Genomic DNA, 17,409 nt, shown 5'->3' with positions numbered 1-17,409 from the left:
CGGCATGCTGCCCGTCATTACCCTGCTCGGCCGGCCCAACGTGGGCAAGTCGACGCTTTTCAATCGCCTGACGCACACCCGGGATGCACTGGTCGCAGACTTTCCCGGCCTGACCCGCGATCGGCAGTACGGGATCGGTGTCGTGGGACCGAGCCGCTACGTCATCGTCGACACCGGCGGCATCAGCCAGGCCGTCGACGGGGTCGAGGCGCTGATGGAGCGCCAGGTCCAGCTCGCGATCGACGAGGCCGATCATTTGCTCTTCCTCGTCGACGCGCGCGACGGCTGCACCCCGGGCGACATCGAGATCGCCGCACGGCTGCGCCGCATGGGCAAGCCGGTGAGCCTGGTGGTCAACAAGAGCGACACCATGGACCCGGTGCTGGCCACCGCCGACTTCCATCGGCTCGGTCTCGGCGAGCCGATGGCGGTCTCGGCCACCCATGGACGCGGCGTGCAGAACCTCATCGACGCGGTCTTCGCCGGCTTCCCGAGAACCGACGACGAGGGGATCGACGCCGCGCAGACCGAGGACGGCATCCGGGTCGCCATTGTCGGGCGCCCGAACGCGGGCAAATCGACGCTCATCAACCGCATCCTCGGCGACGACCGGCTGGTCACCTTCGACAGTCCGGGTACCACCCGCGACAGCATCTTCGTCCCCTTCGAGCAACAGGGTCGGCACTACACCCTGATCGACACCGCAGGCATGCGCCGACGCGCCCGGATCGAGGACGTCATCGAGAAGTTCAGCGTCATCAAGACACTCCAGGCGATCGACGCGGCCAATGTCGTCATCCTGGTGCTCGATGCACACGAGGGCGTCGGCGAGCAGGACGCCACGCTCGCGGGACACATCATCGAGCGCGGGCGGGCACTGGTGGTCGCGATCAACAAGTGGGACGGACTGGATCAGGACCAACGCGAGCAGATCAAGACCCAGTTCGCGCGCAAGCTCGCCTTCCTCGACTTCGCCAAGATGTACCTGGTCTCCGCACTGCACGGCAGCGGTGTGGGCCTCCTGCTCGACGAGGTCGAGAAGGCCTATGCCAATGCTACACGCAGCCTCTCGACACCCGAGCTGACGCGACTGCTCGAGGACGCCGTCCAGGAGCATCAACCGCCCCTGGTGCACGGACGGCGCATCAAGCTGCGCTATGCCCACCAAGGCGGACGCAACCCGCCCATCATCATCATCCACGGCAACCAGACTGAATCCGTCCCGGACACCTACAGACGCTATCTGATCAATCGCTTCAGGCGCGAACTCAAGCTCCTCGGCACCCCGTTGCGGATCGAGTTCAAGAGCGGCACCAACCCCTTCGCGGGTCGCCGCAACACGCTCACACCCAGCCAGATCAAGAATCGCCAGCGCCTCAAGACATTCGTCAACCGCAAGCGATAGGCAACGCGGTCCGGGATTTTCCCAGCTGACGGGCGTGGAGTCCCTGGCTCATGCAGGAGCCGGAAACGGAGCTTTTCTACAGCGAGGGGCCCGACCATGAGGGCGCCTCTTATCGCTGATGGAGACGTGGTTTAGAATTTTCATTATTCAATACCTTAAACCGAGCAGACTCCGACTCTCGCCGAATCTGCCGAGGCTGATCCAATCCAAAAAATCCCATACCGCGTCAGGTGCGGTTTAGGTCAAAGCCCTCGCCCGTTGTCGAGGCGCGCCATACGGCGTCGGACGAGCCGTCGCCAAGCGCTGAATCTCGACGGCCTGTGCCCGGATGGGATTCAAGATCGGTCATAAAACTGGCACACTTGCCGATGGACGACAAAGACCGGTGGCGAAGATGGCCGGTCGCCATATCCACTACCGAGGTCCGAGCACAGCATGAGCGACTCAGTGAAATATCTGCTCGACGAGCAGCATCTCCCGCGCACTTGGTACAACATCAACGCCGATCTTCCGACGCCTCTCGATCCGGTCCTGCATCCGGGCACCCAACAGCCCATTACGGCGGACGATCTGGCGGTGATCTTCCCGCGTGCCGTGATCGAGCAGGAGATGAGCAGCGAGCGCGAGATCGAGATCCCCGAGCCGGTACGCGAGGTCTATCGGCAGTGGCGCCCCGCGCCACTCTACCGGGCACGTCGACTGGAGAAAGCGCTCAAGACGCCGGCGAAGATCTACTACAAGTACGAGGGCGTGAGCCCGGCCGGCAGNNCCGCAGGCCTTCTACAACAAGCAGGAAGGCGTGAAGCGGATCGCCACCGAGACCGGTGCCGGTCAATGGGGCTCGTCGCTCGCCTTGGCCGGGTCCATGTTCGGCCTCGAGATCGTCGTCTACATGGTCAAGGTGAGCTTCCACCACAAGCCGTATCGACGCGCCTTCATGGAGACCTTCGGGGCACAGTGCATCGCCAGCCCGAGCGACACGACCGCGTCCGGGCGTGCCATCCTCGCGGAGCATCCCGACAGCACCGGCAGTCTCGGCATCGCCATCAGCGAGGCCGNNACGACCAGAAGCCCTACCGCCGCGCGCTGATGGAGACCTACGGCGCGCGCTGCATCCCCTCGCCCTCGCCGGAGACGGCCGCCGGCCGCGCCATCCTCGCGCAACGGCCCGACCACCCCGGCTCGCTGGGCATCGCCATCAGCGAGGCCGTGGAAGTGGCCGCGATGCGCGAAGACACCAAGTACGCGCTGGGCTCTGTGCTCAACCACGTGCTGCTGCACCAGACCATCGTCGGCCTGGAGGCCATGCAGCAGCTGGAGATGGCCGGCGACGACCCCGACGTGATCGTCGGCTGCACCGGCGGCGGCAGCAACTTCGCCGGCATCGCCTTCCCCTTCCTGGGCGAGAAGCTGCGCGGCGGGCGCGACATCGAGCTGATCGCCGTCGAGCCCTCGGCCTGCCCGACGCTGACGAAGGGTCTCTTCGCCTATGACTACGGCGATACCGCCAAGCTCACCCCGCTGGTGAAGATGTATACACTCGGTTCCAACTTCGTACCGCCCGGCTTCCATGCGGGCGGGCTCCGTTATCACGGCATGGCTCCGCAGATCAGCCATCTGACCAAACTCGGCTACATCAAGCCGACCTCCTATAATCAGTTGGACTGCTTTGCCGCCGGCATCCAGTTTGCCAAGGCCGAGGGCATCATCCCGGCGCCCGAGGCCAACCATGCCGTGAAGGCCGCGATCGTCGAGGCGGAGAAGTGCCGCGAGTCCGGCGAGGCCAAGACCATCCTCTTCAACCTTTGCGGACACGGCAACTTCGACATGCAGGCCTATACCGATTATCTGGCCGGCAAGCTGAAGGACCTGACCTACGCCGAGGACGAGGTCGCGATGGCGTTGTCGGGGCTACCGAGCATCGGCTAAATCGCAGGTAGGCCAGCGCAAGCCGAGACGACGCCAGGAGAATCACGATGACCCGGGATCGTTTTCGGCGGGCAGTTCCCTTAACGGCAGTCTTGATGATGCTCGTTGCGGCTGCGGCCGGCGGCACCGAGGCTCCGTCGGACGATCGAGAGTCGACGACCGCGCCCGGTACAGAGATCGAAGCCTTGACCCTGCGTCTCCTCGGTATGGAGGGAAAGCTCAAGGAATCCGCGCATGCCCGCAAGAGCGCCGATCAAGCCCGCATGGAGGCGGAACGCCGGCTTGCGGAGGGAAGCCAGGAGATCGAGCGCCTCAACGGCGAGGTGCAGCGCCTCAAGGAGGCGCTGCTCGACCTCGAGCGGACACTCAGCGAGCGCGACGGGAAAATCTCGGAGCTCGATGCCCGCAGGCTCTCGCTCAGCACCGCCCACGAGGCACTCGAGCGCCGGTTCGAAGCGCTCCGGGCACGGGTCCCTCCGCAGGACGGCGGCACACTCGATGAGGAGCAGGCGCGGCAGGCCGCAAGCGATGCCTATGCGGAACTGCGCAACACACTGCAGGATCCGGACGTGAAAAGGGATTCAAGCGCGGGGCAGGCGGTCACTGCCGCCGAGAAGGTCCTACACCAACGTCAACTCGCCCTCGCACGCGTGCTGGACGCACAAGGTGCCTATCGAGTCCGTCCCAACGACTCGCTGGCATTGATCAGCAGTCGCTGCTATGGCGACAGCAGTCGATGGCGTGCACTGTTCGAGGCCAATCGTCATGTGCTCGAAGACCCCGATCAACTGATGCCCGGAGTGACGCTGGTCGTACCTTGAGCCTTGCCGCTTGCGAAACGCCGAAGCAGGCCGACCCCCAAGCCTTCGACGACCAGATCTTGCGTGCGCAGATCGACCGGGATCGGTTCGAAGCTCGGATTCTCGGACGTCGGACACACCCGATCGGACCCGTTGCCTTGCCGACGCAGGCGCATGACCATCACCTCGTCGCCCAAACGGGCCACCACGATCTGGCCGTCGCTCGCCTGCGAGGTGGCATGGACCGCGAGAAGATCACCGTCGAGGATGCCGGCATCGCACATACTGCTGCCGCGAACCCGCAACAGATAGTCCGCGCGGGGACAAAACAGGTCCGGATTGACCGGGCATGAGTCCTCGATATGTGCATCGGCCAGGATAGGACTGCCGGCGGCGACACGTCCGATGATCGGAAGCTCGAGCTCACGGGCAAGGCATGCTTCGTCGATCAGCCTGATTCCGCGCGAGCGGCCCCGCGTCAGCTCGATCGCGCCATGCCGAGCCAAGGCGCGCAGATGATCTTCGGCCGCATTGGCGGAACGAAAACCGAAGGTCCGGGCGATCTCCGCGCGTGTCGGCGGTACCCCGGTTTCATGGATATGCGACCTGATCAGCTCCAGGATCTGCCGCTGCCGAGGGGTCAGGCCCGTGTTCATGTCGGAAAATCGCTCGACGCAATAGGCTGTTATTTTATACAGCCTCACAGGATTATCCATCGATGAACAAAGAAAAGCGCAGGCGTCTCTTCGAGCGTCTTCGCGCCGCCAACCCGGCGCCGACGACCGAGCTGGTGTATCGCACGCCCTTCGAGCTTCTGCTGGCGGTGATCTTGTCGGCACAGGCGACCGACAAAGGCGTCAACAAGGCCACGGCGCGCCTATTCGCGGTCGCCGATACGCCCGAGACGATCCTCGCCTTAGGCGAGGAAGGCCTCAAGGCGCATATCCGAACCATCGGACTCTTCAACGGCAAGGCTGCCAACATCATCAAGACCTGTGCGATCCTGGTCGGGGAGCACGGCGGTCAGATCCCGCGCGAGCGCAAGGCCTTGGAGGCACTCCCGGGCGTCGGGCGAAAGACCGCCAACGTGGTGCTCAACACCGCCTTCGGCGAGGCGACGATGGCCGTGGATACCCATATCTTCCGCGTCGCCAACCGCACCGGCCTCGCGCCCGGAAAGACCCCGCTCGCGGTCGAGCAGGCATTGCTGCGCCATGTCCCCAAGGTCTTTCTGAAGGATGCCCATCACTGGTTGATCCTGCACGGACGCTATGTCTGTCTTGCACGTAAACCGCGCTGCCCCGAATGTCCGATCGCAGATCTGTGCGACTATCGGGACAAGACGCCGCCGCCGTGACATAAGGATCGAACACCATCGCCACACGACACGTCAAAACACGTGCCGTCAAAGGCTGTACCGAGCCCGAATCCCCTGCACCCCATCGAGATCCTCGACGCCATGTTCGCAAACGACCGTGAAAGCCATCGTCGCACCTTCATCACCGCTTGGCTGAAGGCCCAAGCCGGGCAGCCCCTGGAGCCGGTCGAGGCTCAGATCGTCGAGGTCCTGCACCGACACCCCGAGTATCACCGTCTCATGACGGAGACCGAGAAGACCCTGGAGCGTGACTATCTCCCCGAGCAAGGCGAATCCAATCCATTCCTGCACATGGGCCTGCACCTCGCCATCCTCGAGCAGTTGAGCGTCGATCAGCCTGCGGGCATCCGGGGGCTCTATAGCCGCCTGATGCAGACCACCGGCGACCCGCACGAGACCGAGCACCGCATCATGGAATGCCTCGCCGAGGCGCTCTGGACACTGCAACGCAACCAAGCACCCTTCGACGCCGCGAGCTACCTCGAGTGCGTGGAACGCGCTGCCGGCGCGAGTCGACCGGGACACTGATTTTCGTGACGGGCCTGTTACACTGAAAGAGACGGGAGCCGACCAACACAGAGCGGGGCGCGCCACAGCACAACCCCGCATCGCGAAGGCGATCATCCCGTCTCATCCAAGGCTCCGACCGTATCATGGTCGGGCTCAGCACGGGAGTAAGACGACATCATGTTGACTTGGATACTGGCCGCCGACAACAGCCGCGCACGCATCTTTGCCACTGACAAATCAGCTGGCGCGCTGCGCGAGATCCACACGCTGACCTCCCCGGAAGGTCGGCTTCACGAGGGCGATCTGACGACCGACAAGGGTGGTCGCGGTCACGACCCCATGTCGGGAGCGCACGGCATCAACGGCGAGGAGGCGCACAAGCAGGAGAATGCCGAACGCTTCGCCGGTCTGGTCTGCGAGACACTGGAGAGCGCGCGCAACAAAGGTGAGCTTCAAAAGCTCTATGTCATCGCTGCTCCGGCTTTCTTGGGGATGCTGCGCAAACATCAGTCCCCTTCGCTCAAGCAACTGGTCGCGGGGGAGGTCGACAAGAACCTGACGACCCATAGCCCGGAGGCGATCCGCAAGAGCCTTCCGGATTTTCTCTGACTCGGGCGCACCAGGCTGCGTCGGCCGTCGGTTGTGCCAGCCATGCGAGGCACAACCAACCGTCGGCGACGCGCTCAGTCTCGCCCCGCCGCCTTGTCGAGCGCTTCGAGACGCTCCAGCTTCTCGCGAATGCGGATCTCCAAACCGCGATCGACCGGCCTGTAATAGCGTCGCCCCGACAAGGCATCCGGTAGATAGGACTCCCCTGCCGCATATCCCTCGGGCTCGTCGTGGGCATAGCGATAGGCACGGCCATGTCCCAGCTCTTTGAGCAGCTTGGTCGGGGCATTGCGCAGATGAACCGGCACATCCAGCGAGCCGAACGACCGGGCGTCGGCCAGGGCCGCGTTCCAGGCCAGATAAACCGCGTTGCTCTTGGCGGCGCAGGCGAGATAGACCACCGCCTGAGCAAGTGCCAGCTCCCCCTCCGGGGAGCCGAGACGTTCTTGCGCCTCCCGGGCGTTGAGCGCCAGGTCCAGTGCACGCGGATCGGCGTTGCCAATGTCTTCGCTGGCCATCCGCACGATGCGCCGCGCCACATAGAGCGGATCACAGCCGCCGTCGATCATCCGCGCCAGCCAATAGAGCGCGGCGTTCGGGTCCGATCCACGTACCGACTTATGCAGCGCCGAGATCTGGTCGTAGAAGATGTCCCCGCCCTTGTCGAAGCGTCGCACGCTGCCGGCGATCACCTCCGCGACGGTCGCCGGCGTGATCTCCTCGCCCGCCGTCATCCGGGCCGCCAATTCGAGAAGATTCAGCGCCCGGCGGGCATCGCCGTCGGCGCTGCCTGCGAGCAGATGCGCGGCCTCCTCCGACAGGCGCAACCCACGCTCGCCAAGCCCCTGCACGGGCTCCTCGAGGGCACGCGACAAGACGCGCGCGATGTCCTCCGTCTCCAAGGCATGAAGCAGATAGACCCGTGCACGCGAGAGCAGCGCATTGTTCAACGCGAAGGACGGATTCTCGGTCGTGGCCCCGATAAACGTCAGGGTGCCGTCTTCGACATGCGGCAGGAAGGCGTCCTGCTGGGCCTTGTTGAATCGGTGCACCTCGTCGATGAAGAGCAGTGTGGGGCGCTGTTCCAGATCGCGCACCGTTCGCGCCGTGACGACCGCGTCGCGGATCTCCTTCACGCCCGCGAGGACGGCGGAGAGACTGAGGAAATGGGCACCCGAGACCCGCGAGATGAGGCGCGCGAGCGTGGTCTTACCCGAGCCGGGAGGCCCCCAGAAGATCATCGAGTGGAGTTGTCCCGACTCGATCGCCCCACGCAACGGCTTGCCCGGCGCAAGCAGGTGCTGCTGACCGAAGAATCCGTCCAATGTTGTCGGTCGCATCCGTTCGGCGAGTGGCGGATCAGTCATTCTGAACCGCGCCCGAAGCGGTGACCAAGGCTCCGCCGGAACCCGACGCCCGGCAGTACTCGAGACATTCGCGGCCGACGCGGTTCCGAATCAAAAAATAATCTCCTGAAGCGCGCCTGCACCGACGCCCGTTGAGATCCACAAGGGCGACCCAGACGGCAAACAGCCAAATGTCGTACCGAGGGGCGCTTCAGTCGAAGGAGAGGAAATCGTCCATCGCCCCCTGCTCCATCTTGAACAGATTCGGGCTCAGTTTGGCGTTGCGCTCGGTCCCCGTGAAGTTCAGCCGGGTGGTCTGCCCGAAGCTGTCCTCCATGATGAGACTTTCCAGGTTTTCCTTGCTGAATCCGAGCTCGATCCGAACGACATCGGTATCCTGCGCCTTGGGGACCAGCTCGACCCAGGTCCGGCCGTCGGTGCTGTCGATCGGCGACGCCTCGAAGTGTTTCTCGATCGGCCCTCCGTCGGCCAGGAGCAGGGCCGGGGTTCCGCTCAGCGCGCGGTTCTGGCTCTGATGCGAGACTTGTTTGAGCTCCAGATCATGAAGATAGACCCGATTGCCGTCGGCGATGATGACCTGTCGGTTCGGTGTGCTGTACTCCCAGCGGAAACGGCCGGGGCGCTGCAGATAAAGGGTTCCGCGCGACTCCATCATCCGTGTGCGCTCGGCATTGAAGGTGAACTGCTCGAAGTCCGCACGCAGGCTGCCGAGTCCGGCCAGATAGTCGTTGACCCGCTTTGCGCCCTCGTCGGCGTTTGCGGTCGGGATCCCGGACAGAAGGATCAGCGGAAACAACAAGGCGAGTACGACGACGCGCAAGCGCGATGATTGACCGGGATTTTCAATACGCCTCGGGTGATGCCCGAACCGATCGACCAAGTGGACGAAATCTGTCATTTGAAATCCTGAATACGGCTTTATGAACCAGGGAAGACACGAAAAAACACCAAAGATTCAGATTAAACCGCGCCGACTCCAGCGGCCGTCAAGTCTCTCCGGGCCGACCCCATCCAAAAACATCGCATGCCGCGCCGGGTGCGGTTTAGTCCTCGATCGGCGGGGGTGCCAAGACCTCGCGGTTGCCATTGGTTTCAGCCGGACCCACGATCCCGATCCGCTCCATCTCTTCGATCATGCGCGCCGCCCGGTTGTAGCCGATCTTCAGACGCCGTTGTACGCCCGAGATGGAGGCGCGCCGGCTCTCCACAACGATCTGAACCGCATCGTCGAACAGGGGATCCGTATCCTCGGTGTCGCCGCGCGGCTCCGGATCGATGCCGGGCAGCACTTCGGTCGGCTCGCGCAGCACGTCCTGCAGATACCGAGGCTCCCCGAACTGCTTGAGGTGCTCGACGATCCGATGCACCTCGTGATCGTCCACGAATGCGCCGTGCACGCGCTGCGGAATGTTGCCGCCCGGCGGCAGATAGAGCATGTCGCCGTTGCCGAGCAGTTGCTCGGCGCCCATCTGATCCAGCACGGTGCGCGAGTCGATTCGCGAGGAGACCTGGAAGGCAATCCGGGTCGGGATGTTGGCCTTGATGAGCCCGGTCAGGACATCGACCGACGGGCGCTGGGTCGCGAGCAGGAGATGGATGCCCGAGGCCCGCGCCTTCTGAGCCAGGCGCGCGATCAGCTCTTCGACCTTCTTGCCGACCACCATCATCATGTCCGCCAGCTCGTCGATCACCACGACGATGTAGGGCAGATGCTCCAGGGCCGGCACCTCGATACCCTGCTCGGCGGCGAAATCCGCCGCGATGGTGGGATCCGGGATGGTGCGTCCTTGCGCAGCGGCGTCGGCGATCTGGCGGTTGTAGCCGCCGATATTGCGCACCCCGAGCTTCGCCATCAGGCGATAGCGACGTTCCATCTCCCCCACACACCAACGCAGCGCGTTGGCCGCCTCCTTCATGTCGGTCACGACCGGGGTCAGCAGATGCGGGATGCCCTCGTAGACCGAGAGCTCGAGCATCTTCGGATCGACCATGATGAGCCGCACGTCCTGCGGGCCGGCCTTGTAGAGCAGGCTCAGGATCATGGCGTTGATGGCCACGGATTTACCGGAGCCGGTCGTTCCGGCGATCAGCACGTGCGGCATCTTGGCCAGATCCACGACCACCGGCAGGCCGGAGATATCGCTGCCCAGTCCCAAGGTGAGCGGCGACTTGGCGTCCCGATAGGTCGCCGAGCCGAAGGTCTGGCGCAGAAAGACCGTCTCGCGCTGCTGGTTGGGGATCTCGATGCCGATCACCGACTTGCCCGGGATGACCTCGACCACGCGCACGCTGATGGTCGACAGCGCGCGGGCCAGGTCCTTCGCCAGTCCGGTGATCTTGCTGACCTTGATGCCGGGTGCCAGCTCCAGCTCGAAGAGCGTGACGACCGGACCGGGGTAGACGGCCACGACCTGGACCTGGACGCCGAAATCGGCGAGCTTGAGCTCGACCTGTCGCGAGAGATCCTCGATCTGCTCGTCCGAGTAGGCTCGTCCGCTCGGACGCGGGAGATCAAGCAGGTCGAGCGGCGGAAGACTGACCTCGTCGGTCCGACCGGCTGCTGCATGGGTAGAGGAAGCCGCCTGGACCGAAGGGGCCTGTATGGCCGGGATCGGCGGCTCCGGTCGGGTCACCGGGCGCGCCGGCGTCTTGATCCGAGGTGCTGCCGCCGGCACGGGCTTCTGTCCGCGTTTGAGATCGTCGAGCGACAGGGTCTCGGGCTCGGTCATGGCCTCCCGGACACGCCGCGGAACCCCCTCGAAACGACGACCGAGCCGCTCCCCCGGCTCGTACCCGGGCGCTTCGGAGCCGGTCGCTTCCTGGCCGGTCGCGTCCCGTAAGCGCGAACGCATCGATGGTCCGTCGGATTGCGTCGGATCGTCGATGAGGTTCAATGCCTCGGGAAGCCCGGTCGACTCCGCCGCTGCGGCAGCCTGCCGACGCAACACCAGCCCCGTCGCCGCACCCTGCACGAGATTCGCGACCCAGGCCGCGGCCTGCAGAACGACAGCGCCCGTGTTGTCGACCACCTTTAGCCAGGAGATCCCCGCGAAGAGCGTAAAGCCGACCAAAAGGGCGCCACCGAGCAAAAGATTGGTCCCCGTGGTGTTGAACGCGGCGCGCATGTTGGCGCTGACGAGCAGGCCCAGACCGCCGCCGGCCCCGTTCGGAAGGTGTGCGCCGAGCTCGGCGAGATGGATCGCGGCGTATCCGCAGCCGGCAACAATGGTGATGAAGAACCCGATCCAGCGCAGCGCCAGAATCCAGGTCCGCGGCGCGGGCTCCTCGCCGCGACCGCGGAACACCAGCCAGGCGCTCCAGCCGACCATCACCGGGAGCAGATAGGCGAAGAACCCGAAAAGAAAGAGCGTGACATCCGCAAACCAGGCGCCGGCCCGACCGGCCGAGTTGCTGACCTGCGAGACGTCCCCGACATAGGACCAGCCGGGGTCATCCGGTGAGTAGCTGGCCAAGGCGAGCACCAGATAGAGCGCCACGACCATGAGGGTCCACATGGCGCCCTCGCGGAGCGCACGCTCCACATAGTCGCTGAACGTCAACTGCCCGTATCGTGTCGCCTGCGCCATGACTCTCTCCGAAATTTTGGCCCCCCATAATACCGTTGCCGGCGCTTCTTAGGGTAGTTTCGATGGCCGATAGCCGGCTGAGCTCCCCCTGGTTCCGGGCAATGATCGCTTTGACGACCACCCTTGGAGAATCGGTCAGCCGGGCGAGGTCTCGTCCATTGCGCCCGTCAACCACTCCTGCACGGACTCGGCCGGCGGCTGCACGGCGAGGACCGGACCCAAGGAGGCGATCTGCTCGTTGGCCTTGCGCATCCAGACCTTGAGCCGCTGGCGATCCATCAGACCAAGCCCGCCCGGTCGGCTCTGGCCGGCAGCCCAGAAGCTCGCCGCGAGATGGTCGACCTTGCGCATCGTGGCCGCGTGCAGCTCGGGGAGCTCGATGAAGCGGGCACCGACGGCCTCGGCGGCGACGCGGGCCGGAGAGTTGCGGAACGCGGAGAAATCCTTTCCGCGACCGTAGTTCTGCACCACGACATAAGAGGCCGCATCCCCGTAGCGGTCGACGAGGCGCTGGAGCAGACCGATGCCGTCGGCCCCGTCGTCCATGACATGCCAGAAGACCACTCCGACCCCTTCGTCGGCGGCAAGCGTCAGGAAGTCGTTCTGATCGATCCAGCGGAACAAGGGCGCGGAGGTCTGGGCGGCCAGGTCCACCAGCACATTCTGCGGCGCCGCAAGCGCAGCCTCCATCAGCTGATCGGCATCCTCGAAGGCATCGAGCAAGACGGATCTGGAGTAGTCGCCGTAGAAGCGGAGCATGGCCCCGTGGGATTGGTCGGTATCGAAGACCGTAAAGGGTTGGTTGTTGTCGATATGATGTTGCGCGAGCAGGCGGGCCAGCACTGACTTGCCGACGCCGCCCTTCTCGCCGCCGATGAAATGGATCTTGCTCATGCGTGGATGCTCCGGGTGTACGCCTTGATGGGCTCGGAGCATGCACCGAGGGCGAGGGTCTCGCAAGGCCCGGCGGGGATCCGGCGAAGATCGGATCCAAAGGAGCATCGAAACGCAAAGGAGCAAAGGGCGAAACGCTCGGGAACCATTATCGCGCGGCTCCTCCGAGGCCGCCGTCGGGAAACACAATAGGCTGTTTCCTTTGCGTCCTGTGTGTCCTTTGCGGTTCCATGACGGTCAGGATGCCACCGATCCGTCGGAATCCCGCACCAACCGCCCGACCCGGTGCCCATCGGCGTCGAGCAGCTCCAGCTCCAGGGGCATCTTGCCGAGCGCGTGGGTCGCGCAGGACAGACAAGGATCATAGGCCCGGATCGCGACCTCGATGCGGTTGAGCAAGGGCTCGGTGAGTTCCTGTCCGTCCAGATCGTCGGCGGCGACACGACGGATGGACTCGTTCATCGCCTGATTGTTGTTGGTCGTGGAAACGATCAGGTTGGCGCGGGTCACCAGCCCGTCGGGGTCGATCTCGTAGTGGTGGAAGAGTGTCCCGCGCGGGGCCTCCAGCACGCCGATACCGGTGGTGTGCAGCCTCCCGTCGCGACGCAGGTCGGTGCCCTGGAGGTCGGGGTCCGCGAGCAGCTCGCGGATCGCCTCGGCGCAGTGCAGCAGCTCGATCATCCGCGCCCAATGGGTTGCGAGTGCGGCCTGCAGCGGGCGACCCTCGCCGGCGGCCGCGAAGTCCTGACGCTCCTGCTCGGCGAGCGGCGTGTGGAAACGCTCGCAGTTGTTGACGCGCGCGAGCGGGCCGACCCGATACCAGCCCTTCTCCGGCCCAAGCGCCACGATGAAGGGAAACTTCATGTAACTCCAGGGCTTGATCTCCTCGTGGATCAGCTCGGCATACCCCTGATCGTCCACATGATCGAAGAGGGTCTCGCCCTGCGGATCGCGCGCGCGCAGCCCGCCGTCATAGAGCTCGAAGCCGCCGTCCGGGGCGACCAGGCTCAGTGTGTTGGCATCGACGGTGGCAAAGCGATAGTGAAAGTCGGGATGCGTCAGGATGATGCGCTTGACGAGCTGAACCCCCTTCTCGGCCCAGTCGAGGATTCGGTCGATGTCGGCCCGGAGCAGATCGCGCTCCTCGAGGCTCACATTCTTGTTCACCCCGCCCGGCAACGCGCCCGTGCCGTGGACCCGCTTGCCCGAGGTCACGCGGATGACCTCCTGTCCGAATTTGCGCAGCAGCACGCCCTGCATCGCGATCTCGGGATGATCCCGAATGACCCCGACGATATTGCGGTGAGCCACCGCGTCGTCGATGCCGAAGAGCAGATCAGGCGAGGAGAGATGGAAGAAATGCAGCGCGTGGGACTGGAGCACCTGACCCAGGTGCATCAGCCGGCGCACCTTCTCGGCCGTCGGTGTCAGCCGATCCACACCGATGAGATGATCGCACGCCTTGGCCGCAGCCAGATGATGGCTGACCGGACAGATCCCGCAGAGGCGCTGTACCAGCACCGGCAGCTCCCAATAGGGCCGGCCCTGGATGAATTTTTCGAAGCCTCGAAACTCGACGATATGCAGTCGCGCCTGCTTGACGTGGTTGTCCTCGTCCAGCAACAGGGTCACCTTTCCGTGCCCCTCGACGCGGGTCAGCGGCTCGATACAGACCCGCTTGAGGGTCTCGGGGTGCCGAGCGGTCTCCAGATTCGTGGTCATGACGGAAACCTCGGGCGGGTTCGGGGCTCGGCATTGCGGTCACCGAACACTGAATCCTGCCCTGCTAATCGAAATGAATCTGCGTATAGGGAAACGCGATCGGCCTCCCCTCCAAAAACCTGGTCAGGAAGGTCCAGATGGCATCGGCAGACGGCGGGCATCCGGGCAAGAAGTAGTCGATCGCAACCACCTCGTGGATCGGATGCACCTGATCGAGGAGCAGCGGGATCTCGGGGTCGTTCGGGATGCCCGGATTGTGCACCCCGATGCCGTCGCGATAGGACTCGTGCAGGCACTCGGCGAGACTGAACTGGTTGCGCATCGCCGGGATCCCCCCGTTGACCGCGCAGGCGCCGACGGCGACCAAGCTCTTGCAGCGACGCCGAAACTCGCGCAACACCTCGACATTCTCGGCGTTGGCGACCCCGCCCTCGATCAGACCCAGGTCGCAGTCGCCGAGTGTCTTGATATCGGTCAGGGGGGTGCGGTCGAAGATCACCAGATCGACCAGCTGCAGGATGCGCTCGTCGATGTCCAAAAGGGACATGTGACAACCGAAGCAGCCACAGAGCGAGGCGGTCGCGACACGGGGCTTCTCGGCCATCAGACCACCTCCTCCTCGTGTGCACGGACGTCGCCGATGATGTTGATGGGCTCGCGGTCGTAGAGACGCTCGCCGATCGGGGTCTCGTAGCCGCGGCCCTTCGGCAGGATGGCGCCGGTCGGACAGACATGGGCCGCCTTGTCGCCCGCGGCAAAGCTGGAATCACCCAATAGACCGCTCGGCGAGTCGATCACCAGATGGCTCTCGAGTCCCCGTCCGCTGATGGCGAAGACCCGCTTGCCGTCGTGATCCCGGCTGGCGCGCACACACAGCTCGCAGAGGATGCAGCGGTTGAAGTCGATGACGACATCCGGGTGCGAGGCATCGACCGGCCGGCGCGGGAAGAAGTGGGTGAAGTGCGGTGCGAGCATCCCGGTGTAATAGGCCACCGCCTGGAGCTGACAGGCCCCGCTCTTCTCGCAGGCCGGGCAGACATGATTGCCTTCCACGAAAAGCATCTGCAGGATGGCCCGGCGCGTCGCCTGGATGGCCTCGGAGCTGCTGTCGACCTGGAGCCCTTCGCTCGCTGCGGCGGTGCAGGCCGAGACCTGGCGCCCGCCGATATCGACCACGCAGACACGGCAACTGCCGTGCGGTGCGAACTCCGGGTTGTGGCAGAGGTGCGGGATATAGACACCGGCGGCAAGCGCAGCATCCATGATGGTCTGGCCGGTCTCGAAGTGGATCTCGCGGCCGTCGAGCGTGAAGGTCTTGTTCATGCCGACACCTCCGAACCGTCTGGCAAATGGACTCCGATATGGGCCCCGACGTCGTCTCGACCCGTGAGTGTTCGAGCCTCCGAAAGTGCCGCGTCCAGATCGAAGGACGGGGTATGGGACGCGCGCGCCAAGCGCCGACGATAGATCGACGGAAATTTATCCAGCGTGTTGAGCACATGGTTCGGCGCCGTATGACCCAAACCGCAATAGCTCGCTTGGCGCATCACGGCGCCGATGTGGCGCATCTCGCTCAGGTCGTACTCCGAGCCCTGACCGGCGGCGACCTTCTCGATGAGGTTGCGCAGGAGCGCCCCGCCGACCCGACAGGGTGTGCAGAAGCCGCAGCTCTCGTGCGCGAAGAAGGCGGCGAAATTGCGGACCATGTCGAGCAGGTCGCGGCTGTCGTCGAAGATCATGAAGGACCCTGCGGTCGGCAGATCCTCGAAGGCGATGATGCGATCGAAGTCCGCCGGCGAGAGGGTCGCACCCGCGGCACCCGAGATCTGAACCGCTTGGGTATTCTGCGCCCCGCAGTCCGACAGGACCTGATGGACCGGCGTGCCGAACGGATACTCGTAGATACCGGGCCGAGCGCAGTCTCCGCTGACCGACAGGATCTTGCTGCCGGCAGACTGATCGGTGCCTTCGCCGCGGAGCCAATAGCCGCCCCATTGGACCACCCGCACGGAGGCAAGGAAGGTCTCGACATTGTTGACCACGGTCGGCTGATCGTCGAAGCCGCTGGTCACCGGGAAGGGCGGGCGCTTGCGCGTCACACCGCGCTTGCCTTCCAGCGACTCGANNGACTCGATCAGCGCTGATTCTTCGCCGCAGATGTAGGCGCCCGCACCCAGGTGGATCTCGATATCGAAGTCGAAGCCGTCGCGGCCGAGAATCCTCATGCCGAGCAAGCTCTCGGCGCGACGCCGCTGCAGCACCGACTCGAGATGCGGCAGGAGGTAACGATACTCGCCGCGCAGATAGAGGAAGCCCCGACGGGCACCAATGACCCCGGCGCAGACCGTCATGCCCTCGATGACCAGGTCCGCATAGTCGGTCAGCAGGACGCGATCCTTGAAGGTCCCGGGCTCGCCCTCGTCCGCGTTGCAGACGACATAGCGATCGGTCCCCGGAGCCTCGCGACAGAACCGCCATTTGAGTGCGGTGGTGAAACCCGCGCCGCCGCGTCCGCGCAATCCGGAGCGCTCCACCTCCGCGAGCGCGGCATCCGCACCCTCCTCGAGAAGCCGACGCAGCGCCGTGCCGTCGGTCGCCGGGTTGCCGAGGAGAAGTCCTCGCCGACGGATGTTGTTTTCGACGCGGAAGAACTCGCCGGGCCAACGCTCGAGCGGGATCTCCTCCTGCACCAGATCCGCGATCCGATCGACCCGCTGCGCATCCAGGTGGGTCACGGCCTGACCGTTGACCAGGAGTGCGGGGCCTTGGTCGCACATCCCGGTGCAGGAGGCGAGCCCGACGCTCGCGCGCCCGTCGTCTCGGATCAGGTCGCGACCCCACGCCGGTAGCCCCGTTAACCCCAAACGCTCGACCAAGAGACGGATCAAACGCCGGCTGCCCAGCATCCGGTCGGTGATGTTGTCGCTGAAACGGATCTCGAAGGCGCCGCGCGGGCGCTCATGCAGGAAGGCGTAGAAGGCGATGGCGGCGCGCACCTGAGTGCGCGTGACATCCAGTGCGGCGGACAAGGCCTCCACCGCCGCGTCCGGCACATAGGAAAAACGCTGCTGGACGCGGATCAGATGCTGCAGCAAGTGCCGCGGATCTCGGCCATGGGTTGCAAGCGACTCCGCTACGAACCCTTCGACCGTGACGGCTGTGGACGCGTTCATCGGCACCTCCCGCGGGTAAGGCATCGGGCTGGACA

At 64.7% G+C, this 17,409-nt stretch carries 14 protein-coding genes and 2 pseudogenes; 7 read left to right on the top strand and 9 right to left on the bottom strand.

Going from position 1 to position 17,409, the window contains the following annotated elements; translation table 11 throughout:
- The first annotated feature begins 4 nt into the window (after positions 1 to 4).
- The 4 genes and pseudogenes from der (at position 5) to B4N44_RS18805 (ending at position 4,155) form a co-directional block, all read left to right on the top strand.
- Positions 5 to 1,405, top strand: a complete 1,401-nt coding sequence (der, locus tag B4N44_RS18820; RefSeq protein ID WP_296704275.1) for a ribosome biogenesis GTPase Der — start codon at positions 5 to 7, stop codon at positions 1,403 to 1,405.
- Positions 1,406 to 1,840: 435 nt separating this feature from the next.
- Positions 1,841 to 2,432, top strand: a pseudogene (locus tag B4N44_RS18815) (pyridoxal-phosphate dependent enzyme); the annotation flags it as partial.
- 35 nt (positions 2,433 to 2,467) lie between these two features.
- Positions 2,468 to 3,334: pseudogene (locus B4N44_RS18810) on the top strand (TrpB-like pyridoxal phosphate-dependent enzyme); the annotation flags it as partial.
- Between the two features lie 47 nt (positions 3,335 to 3,381).
- A complete protein-coding gene (locus tag B4N44_RS18805) occupies positions 3,382 to 4,155 on the top strand; it encodes a LysM peptidoglycan-binding domain-containing protein (RefSeq protein WP_296704272.1) in 774 nt (257 codons plus the stop codon).
- Here the strand turns inward: B4N44_RS18805 and lexA are convergent.
- Complete coding sequence (gene lexA, locus B4N44_RS18800) at positions 4,119 to 4,790, bottom strand: transcriptional repressor LexA (protein WP_296704270.1); 672 nt, start codon at positions 4,788 to 4,790, stop codon at positions 4,119 to 4,121. The two genes, B4N44_RS18805 and lexA, sit on opposite strands and share 37 nt — an antisense overlap.
- Positions 4,791 to 4,852: 62 nt before the next feature.
- Between lexA and nth the strand changes: the two genes are divergently transcribed.
- The 3 genes from nth (at position 4,853) to B4N44_RS18785 (ending at position 6,631) form a co-directional block, all read left to right on the top strand.
- Positions 4,853 to 5,491 carry an endonuclease III gene (gene nth, locus B4N44_RS18795; protein ID WP_296704268.1) on the top strand — a complete coding sequence of 213 codons (639 nt, stop codon included), beginning with the start codon at positions 4,853 to 4,855 and terminating at the stop codon, positions 5,489 to 5,491.
- Positions 5,492 to 5,593: 102 nt separating this feature from the next.
- Positions 5,594 to 6,040 (top strand): DUF1841 family protein, encoded by a 447-nt coding sequence (locus B4N44_RS18790; RefSeq protein WP_296704266.1) that lies wholly within the window; start codon positions 5,594 to 5,596, stop codon positions 6,038 to 6,040.
- A gap of 159 nt (positions 6,041 to 6,199) precedes the next feature.
- Positions 6,200 to 6,631, top strand: a complete 432-nt coding sequence (locus B4N44_RS18785; protein WP_296704264.1) for a host attachment protein — start codon at positions 6,200 to 6,202, stop codon at positions 6,629 to 6,631.
- A gap of 74 nt (positions 6,632 to 6,705) precedes the next feature.
- Here B4N44_RS18785 and B4N44_RS18780 read toward each other — a convergent pair whose 3' ends face one another.
- The 8 genes from B4N44_RS18780 to B4N44_RS18745 all read right to left on the bottom strand — a co-directional run bounded on the left by B4N44_RS18780 (position 6,706) and on the right by B4N44_RS18745 (position 17,374).
- Positions 6,706 to 7,998, bottom strand: a complete 1,293-nt coding sequence (locus B4N44_RS18780) for a replication-associated recombination protein A (RefSeq protein ID WP_296704262.1) — start codon at positions 7,996 to 7,998, stop codon at positions 6,706 to 6,708.
- Between the two features lie 190 nt (positions 7,999 to 8,188).
- Positions 8,189 to 8,896: a LolA family protein gene (locus B4N44_RS18775; protein WP_296704259.1), complete on the bottom strand. Its 708-nt coding sequence runs from the start codon at positions 8,894 to 8,896 to the stop codon at positions 8,189 to 8,191.
- 145 nt (positions 8,897 to 9,041) lie between these two features.
- A complete protein-coding gene (locus B4N44_RS18770; RefSeq protein WP_296704257.1) occupies positions 9,042 to 11,585 on the bottom strand; it encodes a DNA translocase FtsK in 2,544 nt (847 codons plus the stop codon).
- 135 nt (positions 11,586 to 11,720) lie between these two features.
- Positions 11,721 to 12,479, bottom strand: coding sequence for a mobilization protein (locus B4N44_RS18765; RefSeq protein ID WP_296704254.1), 759 nt, complete (start codon positions 12,477 to 12,479; stop codon positions 11,721 to 11,723).
- Between the two features lie 237 nt (positions 12,480 to 12,716).
- Positions 12,717 to 14,201 (bottom strand): Ni/Fe hydrogenase subunit alpha, encoded by a 1,485-nt coding sequence (locus B4N44_RS18760; RefSeq protein WP_296704252.1) that lies wholly within the window; start codon positions 14,199 to 14,201, stop codon positions 12,717 to 12,719.
- Between the two features lie 64 nt (positions 14,202 to 14,265).
- Positions 14,266 to 14,805 carry an NADP oxidoreductase gene (locus B4N44_RS18755; protein WP_296704249.1) on the bottom strand — a complete coding sequence of 180 codons (540 nt, stop codon included), beginning with the start codon at positions 14,803 to 14,805 and terminating at the stop codon, positions 14,266 to 14,268.
- Positions 14,805 to 15,524 carry a 2Fe-2S iron-sulfur cluster-binding protein gene (locus B4N44_RS18750; protein ID WP_296704247.1) on the bottom strand — a complete coding sequence of 240 codons (720 nt, stop codon included), beginning with the start codon at positions 15,522 to 15,524 and terminating at the stop codon, positions 14,805 to 14,807. Before B4N44_RS18750 ends, B4N44_RS18755 begins: the two co-directional genes overlap by 1 nt.
- Complete coding sequence (locus B4N44_RS18745; RefSeq protein WP_296704244.1) at positions 15,521 to 17,374, bottom strand: NADH-ubiquinone oxidoreductase-F iron-sulfur binding region domain-containing protein; 1,854 nt, start codon at positions 17,372 to 17,374, stop codon at positions 15,521 to 15,523. The genes B4N44_RS18750 and B4N44_RS18745 overlap by 4 nt, the downstream gene beginning before the upstream one ends.
- Positions 17,375 to 17,409 lie beyond the last annotated feature (35 nt).

Source organism: Thiocapsa sp. UBA6158, assembly GCF_002423035.1.
GTDB lineage: Bacteria > Pseudomonadota > Gammaproteobacteria > Chromatiales > Chromatiaceae > Thiocapsa.
This window is presented reverse-complemented; position numbering and strand designations above follow the sequence as displayed.

Coding starts and splice junctions, on each gene's coding strand:
- der (WP_296704275.1), top strand. CDS start 5: ATGCTGCCCGTCATTACCCTGCTCGGCCGGCCCAACGTGGGCAAGTCG.
- B4N44_RS18805 (WP_296704272.1), top strand. CDS start 3,382: ATGACCCGGGATCGTTTTCGGCGGGCAGTTCCCTTAACGGCAGTCTTG.
- lexA (WP_296704270.1), bottom strand. CDS start 4,790: ATGAACACGGGCCTGACCCCTCGGCAGCGGCAGATCCTGGAGCTGATC.
- nth (WP_296704268.1), top strand. CDS start 4,853: ATGAACAAAGAAAAGCGCAGGCGTCTCTTCGAGCGTCTTCGCGCCGCC.
- B4N44_RS18790 (WP_296704266.1), top strand. CDS start 5,594: ATGTTCGCAAACGACCGTGAAAGCCATCGTCGCACCTTCATCACCGCT.
- B4N44_RS18785 (WP_296704264.1), top strand. CDS start 6,200: ATGTTGACTTGGATACTGGCCGCCGACAACAGCCGCGCACGCATCTTT.
- B4N44_RS18780 (WP_296704262.1), bottom strand. CDS start 7,998: ATGACTGATCCGCCACTCGCCGAACGGATGCGACCGACAACATTGGAC.
- B4N44_RS18775 (WP_296704259.1), bottom strand. CDS start 8,896: ATGACAGATTTCGTCCACTTGGTCGATCGGTTCGGGCATCACCCGAGG.
- B4N44_RS18770 (WP_296704257.1), bottom strand. CDS start 11,585: ATGGCGCAGGCGACACGATACGGGCAGTTGACGTTCAGCGACTATGTG.
- B4N44_RS18765 (WP_296704254.1), bottom strand. CDS start 12,479: ATGAGCAAGATCCATTTCATCGGCGGCGAGAAGGGCGGCGTCGGCAAG.
- B4N44_RS18760 (WP_296704252.1), bottom strand. CDS start 14,201: ATGACCACGAATCTGGAGACCGCTCGGCACCCCGAGACCCTCAAGCGG.
- B4N44_RS18755 (WP_296704249.1), bottom strand. CDS start 14,805: ATGGCCGAGAAGCCCCGTGTCGCGACCGCCTCGCTCTGTGGCTGCTTC.
- B4N44_RS18750 (WP_296704247.1), bottom strand. CDS start 15,524: ATGAACAAGACCTTCACGCTCGACGGCCGCGAGATCCACTTCGAGACC.